This is a genomic window from Stappia sp. BW2 (assembly GCF_008107695.1).
Taxonomy (GTDB): Bacteria; Pseudomonadota; Alphaproteobacteria; order Rhizobiales; family Stappiaceae; genus Roseibium.
Genome location: NZ_VIRG01000041.1, coordinates 12858 through 39829, shown reverse-complemented (window position 1 = coordinate 39829; position 26972 = coordinate 12858). Strand labels below are relative to the sequence as shown.

Genomic DNA, 26972 nt, shown 5'->3' with positions numbered 1-26972 from the left:
CGTAGCAGCGTTGAACACATTATCGCTGACTGAGCGGCGGGCGATTGTAGTTCTTGTAGATGAGGTAACGGCTCTTCTGCCGTCCCAGAGCACCGAACCACTGCGGGACATGCGGCCCCATCCAGATTGCGTCTCCAGCCTGGACCGGATACCAGCGCTCGTCCAGCCGGTAGATCCCGCCTCCATCCAGCATCAGGAGCCCATGTTCCATGAAATGGGTTTCGACATAGGCAAGCGATGCGCCGGGTTCGAAATTCATGATGTTGAACTCCGCATCGAAGGCCGGGTCGGTCGGCAGCAGTTTCTGCACCATGAGCCAGTCGTCGCCCCGCAAAGGCGTTCCGGCGGTATCGGCAACAGATCCGGAAACGAGTTCGGGACCCGGACCGTGCGCGAGAAAATGCCATTCGAACAGGACGAACCGGCTGCCGGGCCCGGCCGAAACCACGTCTCTAGTCCCGGGCGGAATGAAGGCGAAGCCTTCCGGGGCAAGCGCGACGCCGCTCTGAAGTCTGACGTTGCCATCGAGACAGAATAGGAAGCGTGCAATGCCTTCGGGCGGTGCCGCTGCCGCTGGAATGCCGTCGGTGCTGCGCACGATCCCCATGGCAAATTTTGCCCCCATGTCCGGGCTGATCAGCCAGGCCAGTTCGCCGCCAGGCCAGTCCGGCTGGGTGATCCATTCGTGGCTTTCCGGTGTCAGAAGCGCGTGGTTTCGCTGAATATCGGACCGGGTCATGCCGAAGTTGGTAGACATTTCAGGCCTCCACCGGGCGCGTGCCCGCAAAAGTCATGATGAGTTCGCGCAGCAGCTTCTCCCGCCGCTCCAGAGGTGAGATCAGGATGTGCTCATCCGGCGAATGCCAGTTGTTGCCGATGGCCCCCAAGCCATCAAGTGTCGGCACGCCGGCAGCGCACGTGAAGTTGCCGTCGCTGCCGCCGCCCGACCGAGTCTCCGTCAACGAAACGCCAATTGTCCGGTTGATTGCCTGAGCGGTCTCCAGCATCCCGCGTGTCGCCGGCGTCCGGGCAAGGCAGGGCTTCTCGATTTCCCCGGACAGTACGATCTTTACATCGGGATCTTCGGAGACAAGGCCAAGTAATTTTTCTTCCACTGCCGTCCCTAGGGCGTCGTCGGCGAAACGGACGTCGATATCGCAGGCGGCATGTCCGGCAACCACATTCGGTTCCGTTCCGCCGCGCACCCGTCCTACGTTCACCGTGGTTTCGGTTTCCAGGTCCGTCAGTACTTCGAGCGCGCTGATGGTGCGCGCCATTTGAAGGATCGCGGAACGTCCGTCCGCAAAGGCCGACCCTGCATGCGCCTCACGGCCCAGAAAATCCAGGGTGTATTTGGCCCGCCCCTTGCGGAAAGTGATGACCTCGTCACCGCGCGCGGGTTCGGGGATCAGCGCCGCCCCATGCCTGCGGGCCTCGGTCTGGATCAGTTCGTGCGACGTGGGTGAGCCAATCTCCTCGTCGCTGTTGTAAAGCAGAGTCACGGGTCCGGGTAAGTCGATACCCGCGGCACGGATGGCGCGCATCGCGCAGAACGCCAGATAGCCGCCGCCCTTCATGTCGGCGATGCCCGGGCCGTATTGCCGGTCGCCCTCGCGCCGCAACGCGACCGATCCGGGGCTGCAGACCGTATCGATATGGCTCGAAATCAGGACGCCAGGTCCCGGCCCGCCGGAAAAGCGGGCGATCAGATGATCTCCCATGCCGTCCCGGCCGGGTACCCGCTCAAGCGTGGGCCCGAGCGGGGACAGGTCAGCTGCAATCAGATCGATTAGCCGGGCGATGTTTTCCACCGAGCCGGTCGGCGTGTCGATCCCGACCCACGTCAGCAGCCCTTGCAGGATATCTTCACTGTTCAACATGTCTCAGCTCAGGCTGTCTGCGTAGTCTTTCCAGATCGACGGTGCGAGCTTCAGGGTCTCGGCCGCCGGATAGGTCGCCTCCCAATGTGCGGCGATCTCCGCGCCTGTTGCCGCCCAGATGCCGAGATGCCCCATGACCTCGCGCAGGACAGCGGCGAGGTTCTCGAACCGGTGCCCCCATCCCGAACGGGCCGGCGAGACACAGAGATTGAAGTAGCGGCCCCGGCGATACTGAGCCTTGAACTCCGCTCTCCAGTTGCGCAACAGCGCGGCCGGCCGCTCCAGCCCGGTGCCCTCTCGCGGGAACATCAGGAAGAAGCAGTCGTCGAGATGGTAGTAATACGGCAAGGTCAGCAGAGCTTCGGCCTTGCTGGCATCGCTCACCCACCAATAAGGTGCATCGTCGGCCAGACCGTTGCCGAAATAGGTGTAGCCTTGCGCTTTCAGCAACCCGATCGTGTCGTTTGTCGCGCAACCAGTCGCCGTCTGGTCGTCGGGGCGCGACAGAGCGTACCAACCCAGCGGCGCAGTTCCGATGACGCTCTCCAGGACTGCAGTGGCGTGCGCCATATGCGCCGCTTCCCCACCGGGCGCCAGCGTAGTCGGGTCCTCTCCGTAAAGCCCCTGCCCGGCAATCTCGTGCCCCGCATCCAGGATGGTGTTCATTCGCTCGCGGTAAGTCTCCGCAACCACAGCCGGCACGGCGAACGTTGCGCGAACGCCAAGATCGCGAAACAGTTCAAGAAAGGCGTCCAGGCCTTCGTTCATCCCGAAATGCCAGGTTGGATAGGCAAGGTCCTTCGCCGAGATCCCCTTCGGGCTGGCCGCAGGGTTCAGATTGACCGTCAGGCCCATGGCCATCTGCCGGCCCTGCGGCCACCGGGTCTCGCCATCGCGCATGCCGATTTCATTGCTAGTGGTATAGAAATCTTTCCAGGGCATGCGTTTACTCCGTCACGATAGGGCAAGGGAAATTCGACTTGATGTGTTCCGCGACTTCGGCGCAGGTCGGGAACCAGACGCCCGGCAGCATCTTCATTCGCTGGATCAGCCGTTGCAGCATATCCACCCGCATCGCATGCCCCGAGACGAAAGGATGAAGCAGGAAGTTGAGGTAGCCGGTCTGCCGGTACTGCTGTTCGAACGCCTCCCACCAGATCTCGAATACTTCGTCCACATCCATGACCCGCTGGGCGGCATTCGGAGTGTCGAGCCACCCGAAGCTGAAGAACATCGCATCGTCGAGCGCGTAGTGGAACGGAAGCTGCAGCATGGGATTCCTGCCGTCTTCATCCAGTTCGTAGAACGGCATGTAGCTGGCTGACGAGAAAGAGTTATAGACCACTCCTTTCGCGCGCAGCAGAGCGGGTGAGTGGCTGGAACGCGTACCGGTAATAGGTATGCCCGAAATCTCCGTGAGCGCCGCGAGCGTCCGCGAAAGATGCGCCTCTTCGACAGCCGGATCAGCAGAAACGTCGTGCTCCCACATATGGTCGGCCAGTTCGTGTCCGGCATCGACGGCCCGTTTCAGCGCCTCGGGATAGAGTTCACGGATACGTCCGGGCGTGAACAGCGTTACCTTCACCGCCTCGCTGTCGAACATGTCGAGGATGCGCCAGATTCCGACACGGCCTCCGAACTCGCCTTTGGCTTTCTGTCCCCAGGGCTCGTTCAACAGACGGCGCAGCAGCATGGCATCGAAGTCGAGCGTGAAATTCACCGCGAGCTTTACGCCCTCAGGATAGGCGAAATCGGGAATCGGCAGGCGGCGCGATTGCTGGAAATGTCCAATCCGGACGAGGTCTTGAAAGGCGTCTGTCACTGGCGCCTCACTATCGGCGAGGGTCATTCGGCACTCCGATTTTTTGTGGAAGTCGCATGGGGCCGCGTCAGTCCGGCGCGGTAAAGAACAGTGGCCTCGGCCGCTCTGAGCCCGGCAACGACGGGATTGACCACCGGCACCCCTACGGCCTCGCAAAGCCGTTCGGGCAAGCCGGGGGCGAAGGACATTGCAAAGCAGCCCAAGACGATCACACCCGCTCCCTGCTCAACGCAGGCGCGGCCCTGAGCCTCAACGAAGGGCATATGCCTATCGGGATCGGACACCAATTCGGCAACGGACCCACCGACCAGGACTTCCGAGACAAACATTGGCTCCAGGCCGATACCCCGGATGCGGCGGCGTAGGCCCGGTGGCGTCGGATTGGAGGACAGCACCGAGAACCGCTCACCCAGCTGAACCGCAGCCAGCAGGCCGGCCTCGCCCGGTCCGATCACCGGCAGACCGGCGATTTCAGTGAGCGCCTCGGTACTCGGATCGCTGAAGCAGCCGATGATGACCGCGTCGTATCCGTCGGCAGTCCAGCGCTCCGCATCCCGGCGCAGGCTCGGGAAAACCATTGCCGCATCGGCGGCCGACTCGACCGCTGCCGGACCGTTTTTCGGCGAAGCGATCTCGATCGTCGAATTGGGCGCCCACCCCCGCAGCATCTCCAGCCGCCGAGCGACCTCGGTTTCGCCGGCAGAGCGGTGCAGCGGGCTTACCAGTTGATAGAGAAGATGTGGCCTACCGGACGAAGAAGACATGGCGGAGACTTTCATATTGGCACGCTGACGACCGGACGATTAGAAAGCGCGTTGAAGGCCGACGAGTTTCTGCACCAGAGCAACCCCGATGAGCGACAGCACGATCGAAATAGTCGCAGCTGCGGCGGCGGTTGGCTTGAACTCGTAGGTCAGGAAATCGAACAGGGCGAGCGGCAGGGTATTGCCCCCCAAAGGCTTGAGCAGCAGCGAGATCGTGTAGAGATCGAAGCTGTTGATGAAGGCGAAGATCGCACCCATGGCGACACCGGGCATGACCAGCGGCAGGATCACCAGCCGGAAGGTCTGCCAGCCCGTCGCCCCCATGCTGGCGGACGCTTCCTCGAGCGAGGACGGGACTTGGCGGAGCGCGGCCGAGATCGAAACATACGCATAGGGGAAGGACATCAGGATGTGCCCCATCTGCAGACCGACGACGGTCTTGCCCAGGTCGATTTCGTAGAGGAAGAACAGCAACCCTACGGCAGTCAGGAGCTCGGGCACCAGAAGCGGCAGGGCCATCCCGACTTGAAACCATCCTGACAGTCGTCCGCGGAGCGTCCGCCCCGCGAGGCCGGCCATCACCGCAATAACCGTTGTCACAATCGCCGTTATCATGCCGATCCGCAGTGACATGATTAGCCCGGACACTAGGTCGTGGCGGCTGAAAAACTCCACATACCAGCGCAGCGACAGGCCTTTGGGCGGAAACTCGATCAGGAGGCTTTGTGTGAACGATGATCCGACAATCGCCACAAGCGGCGCCAGAAGGAAGATGTAGAGCACAACGATCAACAATGCGAAGCCGAAGGAGACGGAGCGTTGGTTGGCAAAGGTCGTAGCGGAGGAAGTCATGCGCGGGACCTTTCCATCATCTTCCATGTCATGGCGGTAAAGAGAATGACGACCCCCAGGCTCGACAGCGACAGAACGATGGCCATGGCCGAGCCGAGCGGCCACTGAAACGTTCCGGTGAGTTCGCTGATGATCAGGGTCGGCATGTAGCTGACCATTTGTCCGCCCAACAATGCCGGAGTGACATAGGCGGCGACGGCTAGCACATAGACCAGAATGACGCCGGGGTAGATGCCTGGAAAGCTCAACGGCAGAATTACGTCGCGCAGAATGTCTAAACGGGTCGCGCCCATGGACGCAGCCGCTTCGGTCAAAGTCGGAGAGATGTTGCGCAATGCGTTGTTGATGGGGAGCACCATGAAGGGAATGAAGACATGGACAAGCGCCAGGATCACCAAACCTTGCGTGAACAGCAACCGCAGGGGGCGCTCGATGATCCCAAAGGCCAGCAGCACTTCGTTCAGCGGCCCGTTGAGCGCGACGATGATCATCCAGCCGAAGTTGCGCACCAGAACCCCGGTCATCAGCGGTGAGGCGATGCAGGCATAAAGCACCACCGCCTTGGTCCCGCGCGCTTTCGACAGGTGCCAGGCGATCGGATAACTGACAATGAGGCACAGCAGCGTCACCATGGCCGCGGTGACCAGCGACCGCAGTAGCACGCCCCAATAGTATCCGTCCCCGAGGATCCGGTTGTAGTGACCGAGAGTATACGCGTCGCCAAAGGGCCCCGTCGTCCCCGTCGTACGGAAGCTCATGTCGACCATGTTGGTGATCGGCAGGATCATGAACACGAAGATCAACCCGACCGCGGGCAACGCGAGCAGAATACGGAACCGTGACAGCCGCGTCATGGCGCCACCTTCGGCATGAGCCAAGCATGGCTGCGGTCGATTGCGACTCCAACCTTTCCCTCAGCGGACACTTGTTCGTTGGGGTCTGCCGCCAGCCTGAGAACGTCGCCGTCGTCCAGCGTAATCTCACAATGCAAGGCCGCTCCGAGAAAGGCGCTCTTCGTCACCCTGCCCCGGAACGTGCCCGCATCTGGAGCAACCAGCGAAAGCGATTCCGGCCGCAGCAAAAGCTCGGCATCCCAACCGATCGGAATGTCCGGCACGCCTGTGACCTCCAGGTCCGTTCCAGCCACCACGATGCGGTAACTGCCCTCCCCCGTCCCGGTTACCTGGGAGACAGGAAGAAAATTCGCTTCGCCGGTAAAGTCCGCGACATAGCGTTCGGTCGGTTTCTGATAGATTTCACGGGGGGTCGCGAATTGTGCGACCCGGCCCGCCTTCATCACGGCCACCATGTCTGACATGGCCATCGCCTCGGACTGGTCATGGGTGACATAAAAGGCAGTGATGCCCGACTGTTGTTGAACATCCCGGATCAGCCAGCGTACCTCGTCGCGCAGGCGCGCGTCGAGATTGGCCAGAGGCTCGTCGAGCAGCAGCAGCCTTGGCTGCAGCACCAGTGCGCGCGCCAGAGCCACGCGCTGTTGCTGGCCGCCGGAAATTTCTTTCGGCAAACGCCGGTCGAGTCCGTCGAGACGAACCAGCTTCATGACATCGTAGACACGCGTGGCGATCTCGCCTTTGGGCAAGCGCTTCAACCGGAGACCGTAGCCGACATTCTCGGCTACGGTCATGTGCGGGAAAAGGGCGTAGTCCTGAAAGACCACGCCGAAACCGCGACGGTTGGCCGGGGTGGAGACGATGCTTTCGCCGTCGACAAGAATGTCTCCACCGTTGGGTTCGAGGAATCCCGCCAGACATCGCAGCGTTGTGCTTTTGCCGCAGCCCGAAGGCCCCAGCAACGAAATAAGCTGGCCGGTTTTGGCCTTGAGCGAAACACCATCAAGCGCAAGAAAGTCCTGATAGCGCTTCTGCAGCCCCGTTACTTCAACCGTCGCCATGAATCAGATCGACCGTTCCCAGAGGTCATTAAGACCAGGCATCACTTTGAGCACCATGTCCCAGTCGAAACGAATGGCCTTCGACACCTGATCGGCCTGCAGCGGCCATTTTTGGAGATCTTCCGGCAACTCGACCGTCTTGTTGGTTGGCGCGATCAGCCAATTCTTCGCCATCCAGAGCTGAATCTCGGGGCTGAGCACGAAGTCGACGTACTTGAAGCCGAGGTCTTCCTGCGGGCTGTTCTTGAGAATGCCGAAGGACTGATCGAAGACCAGCATACCTTCTTCGGGCACCACGAAATCGACCGGCACGCCCTGGTCCTGCATGATCTTGACTTCTCCGATATCGATCGGAGCAACGGCAACCTGTCCCTGCGTCATCAACGGCGTAAGCTGTGACGAGTAACCTATCTGCGGGAAGGGAGCGAGTTCCTTGAATTTGGCTACGGCGGTTTCAATGTCCTCGGGTCCCGAGCCGAAGTGGTCCGCGGCCCAGATTGCCATCATCGTGGCAGCGGAGTTGGTGATCTTGTAGAGCCCGAGTTGCCCCTTGAAGCGCGGATCCCACAAATCGGCCCACCCCTTAGGTGGCGTGTCGACCAAGTCGGTGCGGTAGGCGATGACGAGCGGCGCGAGCATTGCTGTCACAGCTGTGTCTCCCTTGAGAACCGCCGGCGCGATCAGGTCCTTCATGTTGGGAACCTCAGCCGGTGTCAGCTTGGCGAGATATCCCTCATCACGGATCATTGCGATGTACTTTTCGTTCGTCATCAAAGCCGGAAATGGCGGATTTTCCGGGCCGGCTGCACGCAGGGAGGAGATCCAGGCCATGCCAAGACCGATGTCCAGATCGGCTGGCTTACCGATCATTTCGGAGAATTTCGGCAAAACTTGCGTGCGCCAGTCGTGCTCCCAGCGGCCGCCATACATCGTGGTAATGAACGTGTCGGACTGGGCGAAAGCCGGCATTCCCATTGCGCCAAGCGCAGCAGCCCCGGCCGAGGTCTTGAGGAAAGTGCGTCGCGTAAAGCTCATGTCTACATCTCCTGTTGGTCTGCGGTTTTCCGGACTGCTGTCGACCAGGGCAGCAGCCCCCTATTTGCCCGTCTGGAAGGAAGGGGACGGGAGTTCTGGAAGCGCGGCTACATATCGATCTTCGTCGGGTCGAGTTGCAGGTCTATTAGCAACGGCCCGGCGCGCTCCGAAGCAGCAGCACAGGCGGCATCGAGGCTCCCCTGATCGGTGACCCGCACCGCACGCAACCCGATTGCCGACGCAACAGCGGCAAAGTCGGGTGGCGAGATCATGGAAAGGCCCGGTGCCATGCTGCGGTTCGTGAACTGAATGTGTTCCGCGCCGTAGCTGCCGTCATTGCACACGATAATGACGAGATCGGCCTTTTCGCGCACCGCTGTCGACAACTCGCTCAGTCCGGACAGGAGGAAACCGCCGTCTCCTGCGACCATGACCGTCGGCCGGTCATCGACGGAGGTTGCCGTCCCGATAGCCTGTCCCATCGCGCAGCCGATCCCGCCGAAATGGCTGGTATAGACGAGATCCTGCGGACGGGTGACGGGCAGGTTGCGCCAGGCAGTGGTGACGAAGCGCCCGAGATCGGCGACCAGCACTCTGTCTTCGGGCAGCGCCTGGTGCAAACGGCGCAATGCCGGCGCCATGTCCACCGTCCCAGCGGCGGTTTCCCTAGCAGCGGGAATTTCAGCAAAGTGCGCCGCCTCGTTCCGCAGTCGGGCAGCCAGATCCTCGTCGGCCGCCTGCGTTCCCGGGATTTCCGCGAGATCGAGAAGGTCGATCATCGCGTCCGCCGTGCCGGCGATATCGCCGATCAGTCGCAGGGTCGGCGTGTTGAGGCGGGGCGTCTCCTCCGCATCCGGGAGAACCTGGATAATCCGCTTGTCGCGGGTGTAGGCCCGTTCTTCTGTCGTGTGCTTGCTCAGACTGGCGCCGAAGGCGAGAATGCAATCGGATTGCATGATCACCTCGATTGCGGTCGGATGGCTGAGCCCGCCGCAGATGCCAAGGTCGAACGGAATGTGGCGAAAAAGCCCCTGAGCCTTGAGCGTGGTGGCAACCGGTGCTTCCAGACGTTCAGCCAGCGCAAGTATGGATTGACGTGCCGTCGTTTCGATGGCTCCTCGTCCGGCCACAAGCAGAGGCCGGCGGGCGGAGGCCAGCATACCGACCGCTTCTTCGAGGTCCGAGCCTGTTGCCGGCGCCATTTTAATTTCCAAGGTTTTTCCCGATGGAAGCGCAATCTCCGTTTCGGCCCACTGCAGATCGACGCGCATGTTAAATACCACCGGGCAACGCCGGTGCGTGGCAAGTTGGAAAGCCCGCGCTAGATCCTCAGGCGCGGTCTCAGGGCTGCGCATGTCTACAAACATCGCACCTGTCGCTTCGACTACCTTGCACTGATCCGTTTTCTGCAGATGCTGCACATCGCCCGGAGCGGTATCGCCGCACAGGAGGACCAGGGGTATGCCTCCCTTGGCGGCTTCCGTCAAAGCGGTCGATACGTTTGTCAGAGCCGGGCCGTGGGTGATCGTCGCAACGCCGGTGCGCCCGTTGGCTTGCGCGAAGCCAATGGCCGCCAGAACCGCATTCGCCTCATGTGTGCAGGCGACGTAGCGTCCAAGCTGTGCCTCGAGGTAGGAATTCACCATGAACAGGTTGGCATCTCCAACCAGACCATAGAGATGCGTGACACCGTGTTCGGCTAGCGCATGGGCAAGTCGCTGATGCAATTTCATGGCGGTAAATGCGGTTTTCTTGGGCTCGTACATGTGATGCTCGCTTCTGTCTTCCAGCTATAAGTCACGAGAGAAGGTGATAAAAGTTCATTCGAGATAGAGATAAAGTGAAAAAAAGAGAACATAGAAGGCGTGTGCAGTCCCGCGTGGCACAAGCTGCAAAAGCGGATCTCCTTCATGAGTCGCGACGGTGATGTCAGGTTAAATCGGTAGGGGGCATTTTGGACGGCATTGCCGGGCCGAGCGGCGGATCATTTTTCTGCCGTCTCAAAGTTCAGGGCGTGGACCACATCCCCGCCCCCACAGGTCTGTCCGCCGTTTTCCATGCTCGGTTTCATCCGTCTGCCGAGGAAACTTGAGACAAGCCCATGCATACCTTTGAAGGAAATAGTCATCGCTGGTCTCCAAGACACCGGAATTCAACGACGCATCAATACCTCCAAATCGGTGCATGAAAAGCGTGCAACAGAACCTCAGACATCAGCACGATCTAACAAAGCCAAACACGTTCAAAAAGTTAGCAATGCTGTTGAGACTGTATGGTTGTCTTTCCCCGCCTTACCAAGGACCGGGTTCCCGGCAGGTTCTTGGTCAATCTCCAGGCCATATTTATCGACATCATCGTTGTCATCATCGCGAAACCATTGCTTCTGATCGGAAAATAGGAATCGCAGAGTTCAATCCGATCAGTCCAGTCTTCCTTGTATTTTTCTGCTCCGAGACCGAAGTCAACATAGCGAATTCCTCTCGCATGAACCGTCTTGAGGACCTCGTGCGAGAGTAGTTTCCCGGGGCTGAACTTTGCCATATTTAGGTCCATTGACTTTGCAAAGCCGGAATAGCTATCACGCGTTAGCAAAACAAGTTCAGTCGCTAGGATTGATCCGTCCGCAATCAAAGCGAACACCTGCAGCCCACGTTTCTTTTGTAAGCCTGCAAATGCCGCCCGATGCACAAAGTTTCTGAGTTTGGAATCGAAGAACGGGTTAGGAACCAGTCCTGCCTGTGCGGAACGAGCTCGTTGAATGAAAAACACGTTGAGAAGGCTCTCCAGTTGCCCGCTGGATTTCGGTTGGAGGATCTCGACCTGACCAAAGGACTTTTCAAGCTGTTTTCGCTGCCGTTGAAGGCGTTGCAAGGATCCCTTCGATCTGCGGTCGGACTTCCACGCACAGAAGTCTTCGCTCATTTGCACTTGGTAAAATGGATCGCGATGTCTTGTCGAAAATCCTCGACAATAGAAGGGGTTCCGAACGCCGAGGATATGTTCCGGTTGCCTGCCCAGACAAAATAGATCGACGTTGGGCAGAGCCTGTTTCAGTCCTAAAAACACTGCGTCGAAGTCTCCGCTATCAGCTGATCGAAGCCAATCGGAGGAGAAGAGTGCCGAATTGAAATTTTGCGTGTGCCCGCCCAGCCAGTTGCAGATCGTGACGCCAGCAATACGCCGCAGCATGAGGGGGCAAACTAGCAGTAAACGATCTGCCTGGCGCATCTCAATGGTTATGGCATCAATGTCGGCCTTTGTGCCGATCGTCTCACACCATGCCGCGAGCCAATCAAAATCCGCATAGGGCGAAGCAATTGCATCGCTGCCGATTTCCTGCCAGAGCGCACGGGCTTCGTTAAAGCGTCTTACCTGAAATTTCATTGGAGGAGCGGGCTGCATGTCATTCCGCTGCGATTTCGGGTCTGCGCCGTAACCAGGACGTCTTCAGATAGCGCACAAGGTCCCAGATACCGGGCATGCGGTAAATCGGACCAAGCTGCTCAGAGGGCTCTGGATCCGGTAATCGACCGGTCTTTACAATCCGACCCACAACCTGAGCAAGTTCTCGATCGGCTTCAGCAAAGAGTCTGCTTCGGTTTTCGGTCGCGAACCGACGGGTCTTGAAGTTTCCACGTGCCAAAACATGGCCTCCGTCGAGCTTTGGGGTTAGCTGCTGAACGATAAAGCCTACCCTTGGCGCATCGTTGAGAATTTCCCAAAACCCGGGAGGTCCCCCGCGGAACGTCCTGTTATCTCCATGATGAATAGATATCATTCCGAGCGGGGCAGCCTCCAGCACTGGGTCTGAATAAATACCTCGACCACCGAGACGCAGGATCAAGTCCACGCCGGAACAGCGGATGGCTTCAAGTGCCTCATTCGAGAAAGTTTTTCGGAAACCCTGAAACTCACAATTGAGCTTGGTAGCATCCAGTGGCGGATGAAAGTTGGCCATCTTACCAAACCACAAGCCCTCGACAGTACATATTACTTGCCAGAGGACTCGCGCGGGCAGCTTGTGCAAATAGCGTCTTGGTCGGTTAGTTGGAATTTCGACAAAAAAGACCAGTTCAACTTCTGCTTGAGAAAGGGCTTTCCTCGTTAGCTGCCAATCGAATATTCTCGAGCCTTTCTCTGCCAGTATTCCGATTTTTCGCATTGGTTTCAAAGGTCGTCCTGCGTTTCAGGAATAGAGCAAGATATGCGGATTAGCCTCTAAAAACGAAATCCAGGGTTGCGCACGCCAGGATTGTGTTAAAATATCATGCGAATTTTACTTAGCTTATTGGATGGAGTTTTTCCATGGCCATTTCAGACACGATGTTCGGAATGCACATACTTAGCAACTCTTGGAACCCGAGCAGCGAGGCTCACCAGGGGCTGGATGAGTTTGATCACATGGCGCTGGCAGCGCAAGCCGGTAGCTCCGTTGTCAGAATTCCGCTCGATCTGTCGCCGATCGGTTCAAACAATGCCGCCGAATGGGACTATGTCGTGCAGGATGCGTTGCAATCTATGGCAGAAGCCCAGGCGAGAGGATTTAAGATCATATTCGAACCTGGTCAGACCCCCCTGGATTTGCTGCCGCCTGGGTCCGACGTTGGCGACGTACCGACTCAGCAATGGGCCATAGACGAACTGGCGAGGCGCTTCAGCCTGCTCGTCGAGGAAGTCCATTCCAGAGGGTCTGGTCTCACCGACACTATCGCAGGCTGGGAAGTCGGCAATGAGCCCAATCTTAGCTATCAGTATACCGGAACCTACTATGGCGGCGAGGGTGACCCAAATAACCCGCGCTTTTATGCCCTCAGCACCGAAAACGCGGAATATTACGCCCGCTATCTGCATGCGGTGAACGAAGCGGTCAAGGGTGTAGAGGCCGATCTCGGCCAGGAGATCAAGGTCATCGGCGCCGGCATAGCCCATAACGACTACGCTTATATGGACACGATGTTCGCTACGTTGAAAAACCTAGGCGCGGACATCGATGGTTTCACCATCCACCCCTATACAATCTATGACTACAACGCGACGACGCCGCAGTCCGGCCGCCCGACCGACTGGGTGCCCAACCCAACGGATGCGGCCTCCTCCTGGGACTACTACCATAGCTTCCAGGGCGCGCTTTACAGCGTGCAATATCTGAAGGACTACCATGGCTTCGGCGATGCAGAGCTCTGGATCACAGAATTCGGTGTACCCTCTTACGCGGGTTACCGCGGTGCCGGTGCGGCCGGGGAAATCGATCAGGCCAACTTCTTTGCCGAAGCTATTGGTGTTCTCGACAGCTGGGACAATGACGATCTCAAGGGCGTCATGGCCCATATGGTGCTCGACAACTACTATAAGGAAACCAACGACGCCTTTAACGCATATGACGGCGACGGCAGCAACGACGGCAGCACCTCCACTGCAGAAGGCTCCTTCGGCCTTTATGGCCGCTATGCCGACGGCACGATATACGCCAAGCCGGTGGTCGGTTTCCTGCAGGCGGTTACCTCCGGCAACGACTACTCCGACCCCAACATCCGTATCCTAAACGTCGTAAGCTCCAATGCGATAGACATTTCTGGCTGGGGGTCGAACGGTGTTGGATATTTGAACGGTTATATCGTCCTTACCAATGACGGCGACGACAGCGTCCAGGGCTCCGCCTTCAGCGACAGCCTTTTTGCCGGCAACGGCAACGATACGGTGAACGGCAATGGCGGCGATGACCGTATTTATGGTGGCCAGGGCAACGACACCCTCTCCGGCAACGACGGTGATGACGATCTCTATGGCAATACCGGTGACGACCGGCTGAACGGCGGCGCGGGCGGCAACCGCATCGATGGCGGCACGGGCTGGGACACTGTCGTCGTTGATGGGACCAGCAGCGCCTATGCCTGGTCCGGTAATGGCTGGTACGTGACTGTGAGTGCCAACGATGGCTCTGAATTCACCTCGGCCATCAATGTAGAAGAGATCTATTTTACCGGAGACGCCGTCACAGTGACACTCACTGACACGGACATTGCTCGCGGAAATGGTGGCGTTGCCGGAACGTCGGCTGGAGCGACTGCACCGGCACCTGTCAATGACACGGCCGAGGTCGCGCCTGGTGGTTCCGTGACGATCAATGTTCTGGCCAATGATAGCGATCCGAACGGCGACACGCTGACCATCACCCAGATCAACGGCGTCGATATGCAGCCGGGCTGGCAGACGTGGGTGGCGGGAGCAGATGGGCTGGTGATCTACAACACTGATGGCACGCTGACTTACCAGCCGTCAGCAACCGCGACCGGCACCAAGACTTTCACCTACACTGTCTCGGATGGCAATGAGACATCAACGGCAACCGTTACGGCGACGGTCGCACCGATCCCGACGACACCGGTCCCCACGAACGATGCAGCTCAGGTTTCTGCTGGTGGTTCGGTGACAATCGACGTCCTGGCCAACGACACCGACCCGAACGGCGATACGTTGACGATCACGCAGATCAACGGCGTCGACATGCAGCCAGGATGGCAGACATGGGTTGCCGAAGCGGACGGACTTGTCATCTACAATGCGGACGGCACGCTGACCTATGAGCCGTCTGCATCTGCGACCGGCACCAAGAGCTTTACCTACACGGTTTCGGACGGAAACGAGACAGCGACGGCGACGGTCACCGCGACCATCGTCCCGACCACACCGACGCCCACCGACGACAGCGCCGATGTCGCCCCTGGCGGCTCGGTCACCATCGACGTTCTTGCCAATGACACCGACCCGAACGGCGACACGCTGACCATCACCCAGATCAACGGCGTCGATATGCAGCCGGGCTGGCAGACGTGGGTGGCCGGGGCGGATGGCCTCGTCATCTACAACACCGACGGCACGCTGACCTATCAGCCGTCCGCCTCCGCAACCGGCACCAAAAGCTTTACCTACACGGTGTCCGACGGCAACGAGACCGCAACGGCAACTGTCACGGCGACGGTCGCACCGGTGGCAACGGCCCCGGCACCGACCGACGACACGGCACAAGTGTCTTCCGGCGGGTCCGTCACGATCGACGTTCTTGCCAATGACAGCGACCCCAACGGCGATACGCTGACCGTCACGCAGATCAACGGCGTCGACATGCAGCCGGGCTGGCAGACCTGGGTGTCCGATGCGGACGGGCTGGTCGTCTACAACACGGACGGCACGCTGACCTATGAGCCGTCCGCATCTGCAAGCGGAACCAAGAGCTTCACCTACACTGTTTCGGACGGCAACGAGACCTCGACCGCAACCGTCTCGGTGACCATCGGTTCCGCTCCCCAACCGGCGGCGGTGAAATACACCGGGGTGAACCTCTCCAGCATGGAATTCGGAAGTGCCGATATTGGCCAAGTCTGGACCGATTACGGCACCAACGGCATCGAGCACTACAACTACTGGGCAAATGCCGGTGCGAACACTGTCCGTCTGCCATTCACCTGGGAGCGTGTGCAGCACACGGCCAATGGCCCGCTGGATGCGGATTACCTGCAGTTGATCAAGGATTCGGTTGCCCATGCGCAGGCCAACGGCCAGCTGATCATCCTCGACATGCATAATTTCGGCTCGTATTTCGACCAGGAAATGTCGAGCGGCTCACAAAGCCTCAAGACAGCCTTCATGGACGTCTGGACGAAACTCGCCAACGAATTCAAGGACGAGCCGAATGTCTGGTTCGACATCATGAACGAACCGCATGACATTACTGCCGCCACCTGGATGGAGTACGCCCAGGCCGCGACGGACGCGATCCGGGCGACGGGGGCGACCAACAAGCTGCTGATCCCGACCGTTGACTGGTCCGGTGCACACCGCTTCAACGATCCGGGTTATCAGGACGAGGAAGCTATCTACGAGGCCTTCCACGATCCGGCCGGCAATTTCGCTTTCGAGGTGCATCAATATCTGGACAGCGACAGCAGCGGTACGTCCCCTGACGCGGTCGACGGCAAGGGCGCAGCGGTGCTGCAAGGGGTTACCGACTGGGCCCGCGCGCACGGAATCGAGCTGTTCCTTGGGGAGTTTGGCGTCGCTGCGGACGGTGCCAATGCCGACGAATATGTGGATCTGCTGAACCACATGAACGCCAACGGAGATGTCTGGCTCGGCTGGACTGCCTGGGGTGCCGGCGAGTGGTGGCCAACCAGCTACCACTACTATCTCGGCGCCAATGACGGCTCAGGGACCGATATCCTGGACGACTTTTTCAATGCCGATCCGGTGAATTTTGAAAATGGCGTAGCCGGCTTTGACGACGTCACGTCCCACTTCTCGAATGAAGGCAACGACGCGTTTGCCGCGGCAGCCGGGCATGATGCCTTTTTCTTCGGCTCTATGCAGACCGGCCATGACACGATCACCGGCTTTGCAGCTGGCGCAGGATCCGATGATGTGCTCGTATTTGACACGTCCGTTTTTGCCGACGTTGACAGCCTGATCGCAGCCACATCTGACAACGGCACCGACACAACCATCACGATTGATGCGAACAACAGCATCGTTGTGACGGGACATGTGCTGTCTGATTTTCACTATGACGATGTGATTTTCGTCTGAGGAAAGGCCAACCTGATCAAAACAGGCACCGCCGGGGCCCGGCCCGGGCGGTGGCTATTTTTAAGGGCCCTACCTCTCTCGTAAAGCGTGTGCGATCTGATCTCTTATCGGCTTCACCAGGTAGCTGAGCACCGTCCTGTCACCGGTTTGCAGGAAGGTCTCGACCGGCATGCCGGGTATGAGGGCATGCTCGCCGAGTTTCGTAAGTTCGCTCTCATCGATGACAAGCCGGGCAACATAGTAGCTCATGCCCGTCCGCTCATCCTGGTTCAAATCTGCCGAGATGGTCAGCAATTCCGCTTTCAGTTCAGGTGTCGTTCGTTGATCGAAGCTTGGAAAGCGAACCCTCGCCTGTTGGCCTGGAGACATCTGGTCGATATCGACCGGCCGAACCTGGGTTTCAACGATGAGCTGATCTTCCCGAGGGACGATCTGCAGAATGGTTTCGCCAGGCGCAATGACACCGCCGATAGTGTGCACAGCGAGTTGATGAACATAGCCGTTTCGTGGCGCCAGAATATCGACGCGGGTAAGTTCATCTTCCGCTGCGATCTTCTGTTCTTCAAGCTGCGCGATCCGGGAGCGGACTTCCTGCAGATTTTCGAGGACTTCGGCCCGGTAGGTCTCCTCGATCTGAAGGATCTGGATGTGCCGCTCGCTGATTGCTTCCTTCGTGCGAGCAATTTGTGCAATCAGGTCGCCATACTCCCCGTCCAGACGCGCCTTTTCGCGGCGAAGCGCCGTCACGCGGCTCTTTGAGACGAGTTTCTTGTCCAGCAGTCCACCGAGATCGCCTAGCTCTTCTCCGATCAGGTCGATTTCGGATGTCTTGGCCTTAACCTGAGCTTCGAGGCCTTCGGTCTGCTTGTTGAACTGGCGGATTTGCTCTTCAAGCTGGTTCTTGCGGCCTTCCTTGGAATTCTGCCGGGCTTCCAGAAGAAGCTGTTGACCTCTTTCAACGTCACCGAGACTGGCGGCTCGTTTTTCAGGCCACTCAATTGCCCGCAGGTCGTCCCGCTCTGCGGCAAGGCGCAGCTCCTGCGCAGTCAGGTCGGTCAATTGTTTGGTGATGACCGCGAGATTGGCGCGTGTCACCGTGTCGTCGAGCCTGATCAAAAGGTCCCCTGCTTCAACAACATCTCCGTCTTTCACGCGGATATCGCGAACAATACCGCCTTCACGGTGTTGCACTTGTTTGGTGTTGGTCTCCACGACGATGGTACCGGAAGAGACAACCGCGCCGGATATTTCGGTGAAGGCAGCCCAGCCCCCAATTCCGGCAACAATCACGATGGTCAAAAACAGCGCAAACAGCATGTGCGTGCGCACTGTGTGACGCAACATGTCATCGGCGTGGGACGATCCTGAGCCACTGTGCGGTGATGCCTCATTTTGATCAGACATCGTCACCCCCTCATGGCAATATTGGTTCGCGTGTTTGGCACAGGCTGGACCGTTTGCTTGAGCACTTCATCCTTCGGCCCGAAGCCGGCCATTTTTCCGTCTTTCAGGCACAGGATCTTGTCGACCGTCGCGATCGCGCTCGGACGATGGGCAATCACCACCACGATGGATCCTTTGTCTCGCATTGCCTTGATGGCGCTTGACAGAGCTCCGTCCCCTTCCGCATCCAGATTGGAATTTGGTTCGTCAAGAACAATAAGGAAGGGATTGCCGTAAAGCGCCCTGGCCAGTGCGATGCGCTGCCGTTGTCCGGCAGACAGGAGGCGACCGCTTCGGCCGATAACTGTGTTGTAACCCTCCGGAAGACCAACGATCAGATCATGTACGTCCGCCAGTTTTGCTGCCTCAATGATGAGGTCTGACGATGCATTGGTTCGGAACCGGGCAATATTGTCGGCGATGGTGCCATCAAAGAGCTGAAGATCCTGGGGCAGATAGCCAATAAATTCCCCGCGTTTTGCGCCGGGCCATTGGCCAATCTCCGCCCCGTCGTAGCGAATGACACCCTTGAGCGACGGCACTGCCCCGACCAGCGCCCGCGCAAAGGTCGATTTGCCAGAGCCGGAAGGTCCGATCACTCCAAGGCCATCTCCGGCCTCAAGGTCAAGTGAGACATTTTGGACAAAGGGTACGGCTTCACCGAATGGACCGCAAAAGACCTGCTCGACGGACAGCTTTTTCGCCGGCAATGGCAAATCCATCTTGTCGGTTTCCGTGTCGGCGACCAACAGAACCTCATGCAGACGTTTTAAGGATTGGCGGCTGGCGATAAACCCGCGCCATTGGGAAACGGCCTGTTCAATTGGCGACAATGCCCTCGATGTCATGATGGACGAGGCGATCATGACGCCAGGGGTGATTTCCTGTTTGATCGCCAGCCACGCGCCGACACCAAGAATGGCAGACTGGAGAATGAAGCGAATGGTTTTGATCGCTGTGCCGAACAAGCCCGTGCGGTCAGCAGCGCGCCGCTGGGTTGCCAGATAGTCGCTATTCTGCGTCTCCCACCTGGACGTCAGGGCATCTTGCATGCCCATGGCGGTGACGACTTCAGAATTTCGCTGTCCGATTTCGACATCGGAAGAACGGCGCCCTGCATGGCCGGCAGCCTCTTGCGCCGGCGCCCGGGACATCATTTCGTTCAGTGCGATTAGGGCAACTATGACCAATGCGCCGCCCAGCCCCACAAACCCGAGGACCGGGTGAAACAGAAAGACGATCCCGAGGTAGAGCGGTAGCCATGGAATATCGAAAATGGCCGCCGGCCCCGGCCCGGACAGGAATTGCCTTACCGTATCCAAGTCCTGCACCGGACGCAGTTTGGCGGCCTTGCGTCCCAGGCGTACGGGAAGGTCATTTGAGACGCGGTAGACGATCCCGGACAGTCTCGCATCCACGCGCTGCCCCAGCCTGGCCAAGAGCCTGCTGCGCACACCCTCCATAAGGCCGTAGAATGTATAGAGTACGATTGCCAGCGCACCGATCGCCACAAGCGTTGGAATGGATCCGCTGGCAAGCACCCGGTCATAGACCTGAAGCATGAAGACAGGCCCGGTCAGCATCAGGATATTGATGATAAAACTGACGACTGCCACACCCCAGAACGCGGCATGTATAGGACGAAAGGCCAAGCGAACCGGATTGTCATTCGAGGCCCGGGACCTGAAAGAAGTTTGTTTGCTGTTTGACATGGATTTCGAAGGTTTTGAGAGAGCCTAGGGAGGCGGGCTGACGTGGGAAGATGGAGGGGCTGATTAAGTGGACGGCTCTCCCTTCTGTGGCTTCCAATAAGCGCAGTATGGCATCTCAGATGCCGGGGTATGAGACCGTCCACTTACTCGAGCCCGAGACTAAAGCGTCAGTATCAGCCCGAGTCTCTCAGTGCGAAGGACTGATCGGTTTCTGAAATCTTCCGCAATTCTTCGGTCAATTCCAAATGATATTTGCGGCGCAATTGGTAACTCTGTTGTTTCGTAAGGTTCGCTCCGATAAATGTAGCGATGCGGGCCTTCGAAGACTTCCCTTTGACTTTATAGGAGCGGGCAACGCTATTTGGAAATTTCTCCTCCGCCATTGTCTGCTTCAGCCTCCATGTGAATCGGCTGCTGAAGGGCGAAATCCAGTCAATAAACCAAAGCCGGTCACCCGAGGCCCAATCTTCCAGCTTCATCTCGCTGGGGTTGAGGACATAGCGTGCTTCAGCCTCACGGCTCATCATGGCCCACGAGCAATAAGCTGCAGGCATTCCATGAGCCTCAAGAATGTGAAAATTGCCAAGTTCGACTGCCGGCAGAATAAATCTCGCTTGAAGGGAGGTCGTAAATGCCTGATGTAGAGGTGAAGCACTCCATAGCCATGCAATTTTACCGCAAGCTTCGAATTTTCGATTTTCGATTTTCTTGATCACGTAATTTCCACCCTGCAAAATCGACGATCTCATGAAAAGGGCAAGTCGTTGTCGTGCCCGTACAGGAACCCTTCCGAGTTGAAAGCGAAGTAGTCGACGGTCTCATCACTGTGCTTCGTTTCGTCACCTGCTGAAGTGTCCTCTTGGATAAACATGTTGAAACTATCCTCGTCGAATGAGGATATTCTCACGCTGGCCGGGTCTTTGCCATCGTAGGTCGACATGGACGAGAATATGATTGGTTGTTCATCAAAAGAGGCGAGAAAGTTTCCCGTCTTTCCGTCGTCGGTAACGGAGGTCAAACTCGAAACTTCAAAGAGCATAGTCTCGGCCCCTCCCACGGCCCAGCCACCAACCCCGCGCTCGATAGCAAGGACACCAACCGTTTCCGTCGTATGTCCGCCGTTCTCGCGGCTCTCCTCTTCCTCCAGCGCGATCTTCATTCCGTCTTCGGACACGTTCTTGGTACGCGTCTTGACGAAATCGGTTCCGTTGTACGTCTGGACACTTGACATCACCGCCGGAGTAAGCGCTGAGGTCGCGCCTTCCGCTTTGAATACATCTCCGAAATCAACGCTCACAAAGCCTTCCTTCGCAACCTTGCCGACATCCTGTGTCATCGCATGTAAAACGGTTCCGTCCGGCAAGGTGTAAGTGCCTTCCTCCACCACCAGGTAAGAAACAGTCTCTTCCGATTGCCCCCCCTCGTTGATGGGCTTCTGCAAGAACATTTCAAACCCGGTGGCATCGATATTCGCGATGCGGGCAACAACAGGGCTGGCGTCATCGTAGCCGGAGACAAATGTAAAGACGATCGGATTGTCATACTCCTTGTCAAAATCAATCCTGACCGACTGATCCGTAATTTTTTCGGTTCCAACTTCGCCAATTGTTCTATAGTCGGTTGCCAGAGTATCTTCGATCTGGTCGATCTGCTCATCGATCCAGCTCCCATCGCGAATACTGTCAAATTCAGCAGATTGTTGGCGCACGTTGTCTATGAAAGCTAAATACTCGTCGTTTTGCAGAATAGCGCCTTCAATCTGGTCGAGCAAAACATCGTCGGCGGCGTTTGCCGCATCCAGCAATGTGCTACGGTCGAAGATCTTCGAGTCTCCCGCAGTGTTCATCACGCGCTGATTGGTGTCCGTCTCAGCTGTCGCAAATTTGAAGTAATCGACAAGCGTGACAGAAGATTCCACGCTAAAGCCTTCGCTTGTCACGTGATCATTAGTATTCACGATCAGAAGGTCGTCCTGATTCCTGACGAAGTTTACGTCATCAAGGTTTGCGGCTGAGCCATCGAAAATATGGCCGAAAACAAAGGTGTTGAACTTGTAATCTTCGGCATAAACCTCAATGACTGCGTCATGACCGGTGGGGGTATCCTGCAATGTACCGTGGCGACCAACCCAGAAAATATCGTCCCCATCTGCGCCCATCAGTATATCAAAACCGCCACCGGACCAGATGGTATCATTACCCGCCATTCCAATGATGAAGTCGTCGCCGTTGCCACCCTTCAGAAACTCACCCAGTTCATCGCCGATCATTGTAAGGCTGCGGTCGTATCCAATCTGTTGGTTCGCATAACCGTCCAGATAGGCAGCTGCTAAAGTTTGGGGGTCGAATTTTTCAAACTCAGCATCCTGTCCAGATCTTATTTCCAAACCGTAGCGAGAGGGCGTTTCGGTCGATGCCGTATTGTCGGCACGTACGACGTAGCTATAGTGATAATAGCCGCTCTCAGTCGTCGCGAAAGACCCGGACTGAGCAGATCCTGCACCCGGCATCACGCCAAACACATCTACGTCAGCCCGAACTTCATACCCGTCATTGCTGATCTTGAGATCTTTTATTATCAGACTACTGATAACGTCACCGCTGTTGCGGAAAGTGTATTCGTTATCCGAAGACAGGTAAATCTCGCCTTCGAAAACCGCATAGCTGGATGGGTCCTCAAATACACCATCGAGTATATCCGTTGCACTTCGACGATCAACGACCCCGTTCCAATTGTCAGCTATCGTATGCGGTAGCTCATTTTGCCACTGGTAATGATCCGAGAACGTCGGCAAACCATCGAAGAAGGTAACGGTGGTGTTACGTGTCGAGTAGGTAGCAGTTGTCTGATCAAACAGAATACTGTTGGTCAGGTCATTGTAGTCGCGCAGATGGTACGTATCTTCGGTTTGTTGTTCCCCTGAGCCAATCTTCTTCAAGGTAGGGGTCAACATTGCCGATGCCCAGCGACCTGGCAAGATCGACTCCAACGGCTCGAACTCCGATTGCCCTGGCATCTTGATCTCGGCGTGATATTCTCCCTGTGCCGCGCTGTCTCCGGTCATCAGAAAATCGACTGTTACAAACCCGTCGGTGGACGCGGTGTAGGAGAAAGCAGAGGCAGGTCCGCTGCCAGCACTCTCGGCCAGCAAAGATCCGTCGACGAAGACAAGACCCAAGTCGCCCTGAACCACCTGAAATTCAACGGTCTCCCCGGTCAGAAGGTACATTGCGCCTGTGACCTTCACGAGGTTTCCCTCGTCGATCATGCCACTAACTTGCCCTTCAATGAAGTCAATCGCTTTCATGTCAGCTGCGGCGACCCAGTCGGCCACCAATTGCCCGTCCCATTCCCCATCTGTCATCAGGTCTTGTGATATTAGGCCTGGGAAAATGGCGGAATATGCATTTGCGAATGTCGGGTCACCCAACTCGGTGACGTTGGAGTCGATAGAACGGAACCTTAATGTGCCAGGGTCGAGGACAAGCGCTCCCTCATCCAGACCGAATTTAACAAACTCAACGTCCTGCTGGATCATTCGAACATAAGGGTTATCTTCGGTAATCCACATCGAGTCGGCAAACATGTTGGCCACCGTGCCATCATCCGTGCCGCCAGATTGTGAAGCCGCCATCTGACGCGCAATAGTTTGTGATATCGCCTTTTCAGAAAAGGCGGCGGCAAGGGTATTTGTCAATTCCTGATCAACGGTGACGGTATCGACACCCGAGCCGCCATTGATATAAACAACATCGCTTTGCTCGAAGCTATCCTTGGCGATGAAGGCTTTTATTCCCTTGGATAGATCAATCTTGTCGTCACCCTGACCGCCAACCGCAATACGGGTGCTTACTCCGCCGTTTATAATGTCATTACCGCCAAAGCCGTGGACCTCTTCGACCGAGGTGCTCTCACTAAGTTCAAACAAGTCGGCGGCCTGTGTCCCTTGAATGACTTCGATGGATGACAGGCGGTCCACAAGCATTTCATCAGCTTCGCGCTCTATGGCATCTACGAAACGAACCTCGAGTTTCTCCGAATCTTTCCCACTGCTGGTGTGTTTAAATTCTGTCGATTCCTGATAGTAGACACTGCCCTTTCCCATCACTTTTAAGACAGTGGTCAGGTCACCGCTCGCAAACACCTGAATGCCTAAGGAATCTCCAGGATTCAAACCCAGTAGTATGGCAGTTATCAGCGCCAATTCCGCATCTTGTTCATCTGGCGATTCCCCAGAGAAAGCGAGTTCGTAAAGCTGTTCCAGAGCTTGCTTAACATCAAGCGAATTGCCAGACTCAACGGCCGATGTCACAGCAGAAACGGCAGAAAGCGACCCCGCTAGCCCAGTTGAAGGAGTAGGGTAAAAACTTCTTGCAACTTTCTGCCCTGACTCTTCAAGGTCTTTGCCCTGGATATTGGCTAGGAGCGTTGGATCCAGTCGAACATAGGTTGCCGTATCCCGACCCTCGCCCCCGTGAAAAGTGATCTCAGAGTCATAGGCGATATAGGTGTCGTCCCCCGCCCCGGCATGAACGACGAAGTCGATTATAGAAACCTCTTCTTCGAGAGGCTTTACGCGGTTGATGACCTGAGACAGGTTGAACGTCGTCGCGTTTGTGCCAACATCCTGTATTTCCCAACCGGCGAGATCAGAAATATGTAACTCAGTGACGTGTTTGTTCTTCCCGTCCGACTCGCGATCTGTATCCTCTACACCACTTGCGAGAAGCGGACTTGTAAAGGTAAGGTAGGCCTCCGCGCCACTCAGATCGGTCAAAACGACTACGTCATTGCCTTCCTGTAGCTTTGCCTCCAACCCTACGTCAGACCACTGCTGGTTGCCGTAATACTCTTCAAAGTAGTGAGTGGCGGTTTTGTTCAACTCACCGGAAGTATATGTCTGACCTGCAAGTTGTACATCGATATCTGTCAAGGTCTGGCTTCCGAGCGTAAAAATACTCTCGTAGCCTCCCTCGTCCACTAGCTCATCAAAAAAGTCTTCAAAGCCCGCGAGCGTCTCCTCTTGTTGGGCGTCAAAGCTCTGTTGGAAAAATTCTTCGATCGTTTGATCGTGGCCGTCTGGTCCGGTTCGCATCTTTTTTTCGATGCCAGCGGCGATTTGGCGGAACTTCACTTGCTGCGTGGCCTGCACGATCGCCGAAACCGCGCCTCCGACCAGAGCAATCCCAATTCCAATACCAGCGCCTGCGACCAGCGTTGCACCAAGCGCGGTGGCTGTATCAATGACTTTCGTTGCAGCGTGATGCCTTATTTCCGTTTTCAGCTGAGCTCCCATAAGTTCGGCGAGCAGCGCGGCCGAAGGGCTGTCCTCGATTGCCTTTAGATCATCTATTTGATCTTGCTTGTCTGAGAAATACGACCATGTGGACGGGCTGAAGGCACCGGCGATCGCGGTGACGGCACCCAAAACAGGAACAGCTTTCGACGCTGTTTTTGCTGCTGTCGATGCTGCACCAAAATAAGCGCCGCTCGCGAGAAAAACTCCCGTCAGCGTTTCGCTGACCATCGCTACCGCCTGTATACCGAGTTCGGCTCGCAGCATGTTCTTTTGATAGTCTGTAAGATCCGGATTGTCCAATTGCTGCGCTACGCTAGCAATCTCAACACCCATCGCAGCGGTTCCAAGACTTGACGCAATTGCCCGGAAACCCTTGTTCATAATGGTGGGCATCTTGCTACCACCCAATTCGGCTGTCACAGCCCCGATCGTGGTCAGCCCTTCGATCGCAAAGCTGCTCATTGCGAGGTTGGCGGAGGTTTTTTGTAAGTCAGTGGAATCGGCCGTGTTTGAAACAAGTGCAAGACCCAACGCCCCAGTTACGATACCCAAGCCGTCAAGCCCAAGGTCGGCGATGTTACCGCTCATTTTGTGATTGTTGTAGTAGGGAGTGTCTGAGTTCTTGAGCTCGGCCTCAAGAGTGGGCATGGTTGTGGCTATATCTATTTTCTGATTATCCAGATCGTGCATTTGATTTGTAAGGACCTTGTATTGTTCCTCCAATCCTGTCTTCTCAGTTTCAAGATCTGTAAGTTGTTGTTCAAGCCATGCAAGTTTTGACTGCATCGTAGTCACGCCGGGATCGTCCGGGTTGCTGGATTCGGCTTTCTCAATAGTCTTTTTTAATGCACCAATCTCAGTGCCTAGCTGTGCTTTCTGATCCGCAATGACTGGCAAGAGATTATTGATGGAATCTCGTTCAGTGTTGATGTCGTTAATCTGGCTCGCAAGAATATTGCTCTTACTCTCCAGATGCGACTTATGTTCCTGAAGATACTCCCGATGCTCCTGGATAAGGGTAGAATAAGAATCGACCTGCGTAGTTAATTTATTTTTTATTTCACTAAATTCTTTAGCTTCGTTACTATTTTCTCCAAAAATGTGTTTGGGATTATTCTTATCATCTAGGTACCAGGCCTTGATTTCCTTCACGTACTTTTCATTGAACTTGTCGTTTAAGAGATAAACAATTCGAAAGGTCATTCGAAGTGAATCAAACGCCATCTTCGCTATAGCGATATTATAGGCCTCGTCATCATCGTCGTTGATAGCTCCGAGGGTGGAGCCATGTCGACCCATGGACGACATGACATTGACGATAGCGTTATGGTATCCTGCCTTGTGGCGCAGCGCGTTCATCTCCTGCGAAGCGCTATCCGAGCCAACTCCACCGGCGGCTTTCAAAATGTTGTACGAGGTCCATATATTGTAAGTCAGATACTGGGCTGACAGCCGATTGAGACCGTCGAACTCGCTTCCCGTAACGGCTTCGAAGTTTTCTCGAGCATAGTCGACGAATGGGTTTCCGCTCGGGCCGGTCTCAGTCGCATCATTGTTATCTGGCAGACTTTCAATAATCCGCTCTAGCTCTTCAGTGATGTGCTCCGTGCTGGTTGCCATTTCTCTTCCCCAAATGAGCTTGCGATCTATTTCGGGAATATTTCCTCAGT

General features: G+C 56.7%; 17 protein-coding genes. 1 reads left to right on the top strand and 16 read right to left on the bottom strand.

Annotated elements, in window-relative coordinates; genetic code table 11:
* Positions 1–19 precede the first annotated feature (19 nt).
* The 12 genes from allE to FMN63_RS02885 form a co-directional block, all read right to left on the bottom strand.
* Complete coding sequence (gene allE / locus FMN63_RS02940) at positions 20–757, bottom strand: (S)-ureidoglycine aminohydrolase (protein ID WP_148582466.1); 738 nt, start codon at positions 755–757, stop codon at positions 20–22.
* A 1-nt stretch (position 758) separates the two neighbouring features.
* Complete coding sequence (locus tag FMN63_RS02935) at positions 759–1880, bottom strand: M20 family metallopeptidase (protein WP_148582465.1); 1122 nt, start codon at positions 1878–1880, stop codon at positions 759–761.
* Positions 1881–1883: 3 nt separating this feature from the next.
* Positions 1884–2822 (bottom strand): polysaccharide deacetylase family protein, encoded by a 939-nt coding sequence (locus FMN63_RS02930; protein ID WP_148582464.1) that lies wholly within the window; start codon positions 2820–2822, stop codon positions 1884–1886.
* Between the two features lie 4 nt (positions 2823–2826).
* The gene (locus FMN63_RS02925; protein ID WP_148582463.1) at positions 2827–3729 is read right to left on the bottom strand and encodes a polysaccharide deacetylase family protein; all 903 of its coding nucleotides are present in this window, start codon (positions 3727–3729) and stop codon (positions 2827–2829) included.
* On the bottom strand, positions 3726–4466 hold the full coding sequence (locus tag FMN63_RS02920) for an aspartate/glutamate racemase family protein (protein ID WP_148582462.1): 741 nt from the start codon (positions 4464–4466) through the stop codon (positions 3726–3728). The genes FMN63_RS02925 and FMN63_RS02920 overlap by 4 nt, the downstream gene beginning before the upstream one ends.
* Before the next feature lie 39 nt (positions 4467–4505).
* Entirely contained in the window at positions 4506–5318 is an 813-nt protein-coding gene (locus FMN63_RS02915; protein WP_148582461.1) for an ABC transporter permease, read from the bottom strand.
* Positions 5315–6172: an ABC transporter permease gene (locus tag FMN63_RS02910; RefSeq protein WP_148582460.1), complete on the bottom strand. Its 858-nt coding sequence runs from the start codon at positions 6170–6172 to the stop codon at positions 5315–5317. Before FMN63_RS02910 ends, FMN63_RS02915 begins: the two co-directional genes overlap by 4 nt.
* Positions 6169–7233 (bottom strand): ABC transporter ATP-binding protein, encoded by a 1065-nt coding sequence (locus FMN63_RS02905; protein WP_148582459.1) that lies wholly within the window; start codon positions 7231–7233, stop codon positions 6169–6171. The genes FMN63_RS02910 and FMN63_RS02905 overlap by 4 nt, the downstream gene beginning before the upstream one ends.
* Before the next feature lie 3 nt (positions 7234–7236).
* On the bottom strand, positions 7237–8268 hold the full coding sequence (locus FMN63_RS02900; protein ID WP_148582481.1) for an ABC transporter substrate-binding protein: 1032 nt from the start codon (positions 8266–8268) through the stop codon (positions 7237–7239).
* A gap of 107 nt (positions 8269–8375) precedes the next feature.
* Positions 8376–10034 carry a thiamine pyrophosphate-binding protein gene (locus FMN63_RS02895; RefSeq protein WP_209000911.1) on the bottom strand — a complete coding sequence of 553 codons (1659 nt, stop codon included), beginning with the start codon at positions 10032–10034 and terminating at the stop codon, positions 8376–8378.
* Between the two features lie 484 nt (positions 10035–10518).
* Positions 10519–11652, bottom strand: a complete 1134-nt coding sequence (locus tag FMN63_RS02890; RefSeq protein ID WP_162529970.1) for a GNAT family N-acetyltransferase — start codon at positions 11650–11652, stop codon at positions 10519–10521.
* A 19-nt stretch (positions 11653–11671) separates the two neighbouring features.
* A complete protein-coding gene (locus tag FMN63_RS02885) occupies positions 11672–12439 on the bottom strand; it encodes a formyl transferase (RefSeq protein ID WP_162529969.1) in 768 nt (255 codons plus the stop codon).
* A gap of 134 nt (positions 12440–12573) precedes the next feature.
* Between FMN63_RS02885 and FMN63_RS02880 the strand changes: the two genes are divergently transcribed.
* Entirely contained in the window at positions 12574–16848 is a 4275-nt protein-coding gene (locus FMN63_RS02880; protein ID WP_148582456.1) for an Ig-like domain-containing protein, read from the top strand.
* A gap of 69 nt (positions 16849–16917) precedes the next feature.
* On the opposite strand, the gene FMN63_RS02875 is transcribed toward FMN63_RS02880, so the two are convergent.
* From FMN63_RS02875 to FMN63_RS02860, 4 genes are all read right to left on the bottom strand, one after another.
* Entirely contained in the window at positions 16918–18252 is a 1335-nt protein-coding gene (locus tag FMN63_RS02875; protein WP_148582455.1) for an HlyD family type I secretion periplasmic adaptor subunit, read from the bottom strand.
* 2 nt (positions 18253–18254) lie between these two features.
* The gene (locus FMN63_RS02870) at positions 18255–19943 is read right to left on the bottom strand and encodes a type I secretion system permease/ATPase (RefSeq protein WP_353619107.1); all 1689 of its coding nucleotides are present in this window, start codon (positions 19941–19943) and stop codon (positions 18255–18257) included.
* A 233-nt stretch (positions 19944–20176) separates the two neighbouring features.
* The gene (locus tag FMN63_RS02865) at positions 20177–20719 is read right to left on the bottom strand and encodes a toxin-activating lysine-acyltransferase (RefSeq protein WP_162529968.1); all 543 of its coding nucleotides are present in this window, start codon (positions 20717–20719) and stop codon (positions 20177–20179) included.
* Between the two features lie 29 nt (positions 20720–20748).
* The gene (locus FMN63_RS02860) at positions 20749–26922 is read right to left on the bottom strand and encodes a hypothetical protein (RefSeq protein ID WP_148582452.1); all 6174 of its coding nucleotides are present in this window, start codon (positions 26920–26922) and stop codon (positions 20749–20751) included.
* Positions 26923–26972 lie beyond the last annotated feature (50 nt).

What these genes read in the sequence shown, in the direction of transcription:
- allE (WP_148582466.1), bottom strand. Translation starts at nt 757, where the DNA reads ATGTCTACCAACTTCGGCATGACCCGGTCCGATATTCAGCGAAACCAC.
- FMN63_RS02935 (WP_148582465.1), bottom strand. Translation starts at nt 1,880, where the DNA reads ATGTTGAACAGTGAAGATATCCTGCAAGGGCTGCTGACGTGGGTCGGG.
- FMN63_RS02930 (WP_148582464.1), bottom strand. Translation starts at nt 2,822, where the DNA reads ATGCCCTGGAAAGATTTCTATACCACTAGCAATGAAATCGGCATGCGC.
- FMN63_RS02925 (WP_148582463.1), bottom strand. Translation starts at nt 3,729, where the DNA reads ATGACCCTCGCCGATAGTGAGGCGCCAGTGACAGACGCCTTTCAAGAC.
- FMN63_RS02920 (WP_148582462.1), bottom strand. Translation starts at nt 4,466, where the DNA reads ATGTCTTCTTCGTCCGGTAGGCCACATCTTCTCTATCAACTGGTAAGC.
- FMN63_RS02915 (WP_148582461.1), bottom strand. Translation starts at nt 5,318, where the DNA reads ATGACTTCCTCCGCTACGACCTTTGCCAACCAACGCTCCGTCTCCTTC.
- FMN63_RS02910 (WP_148582460.1), bottom strand. Translation starts at nt 6,172, where the DNA reads ATGACGCGGCTGTCACGGTTCCGTATTCTGCTCGCGTTGCCCGCGGTC.
- FMN63_RS02905 (WP_148582459.1), bottom strand. Translation starts at nt 7,233, where the DNA reads ATGGCGACGGTTGAAGTAACGGGGCTGCAGAAGCGCTATCAGGACTTT.
- FMN63_RS02900 (WP_148582481.1), bottom strand. Translation starts at nt 8,268, where the DNA reads ATGAGCTTTACGCGACGCACTTTCCTCAAGACCTCGGCCGGGGCTGCT.
- FMN63_RS02895 (WP_209000911.1), bottom strand. Translation starts at nt 10,034, where the DNA reads ATGTACGAGCCCAAGAAAACCGCATTTACCGCCATGAAATTGCATCAG.
- FMN63_RS02890 (WP_162529970.1), bottom strand. Translation starts at nt 11,652, where the DNA reads ATGAAATTTCAGGTAAGACGCTTTAACGAAGCCCGTGCGCTCTGGCAG.
- FMN63_RS02880 (WP_148582456.1), top strand. Translation starts at nt 12,574, where the DNA reads ATGGCCATTTCAGACACGATGTTCGGAATGCACATACTTAGCAACTCT.
- FMN63_RS02875 (WP_148582455.1), bottom strand. Translation starts at nt 18,252, where the DNA reads ATGTCTGATCAAAATGAGGCATCACCGCACAGTGGCTCAGGATCGTCC.
- FMN63_RS02860 (WP_148582452.1), bottom strand. Translation starts at nt 26,922, where the DNA reads ATGGCAACCAGCACGGAGCACATCACTGAAGAGCTAGAGCGGATTATT.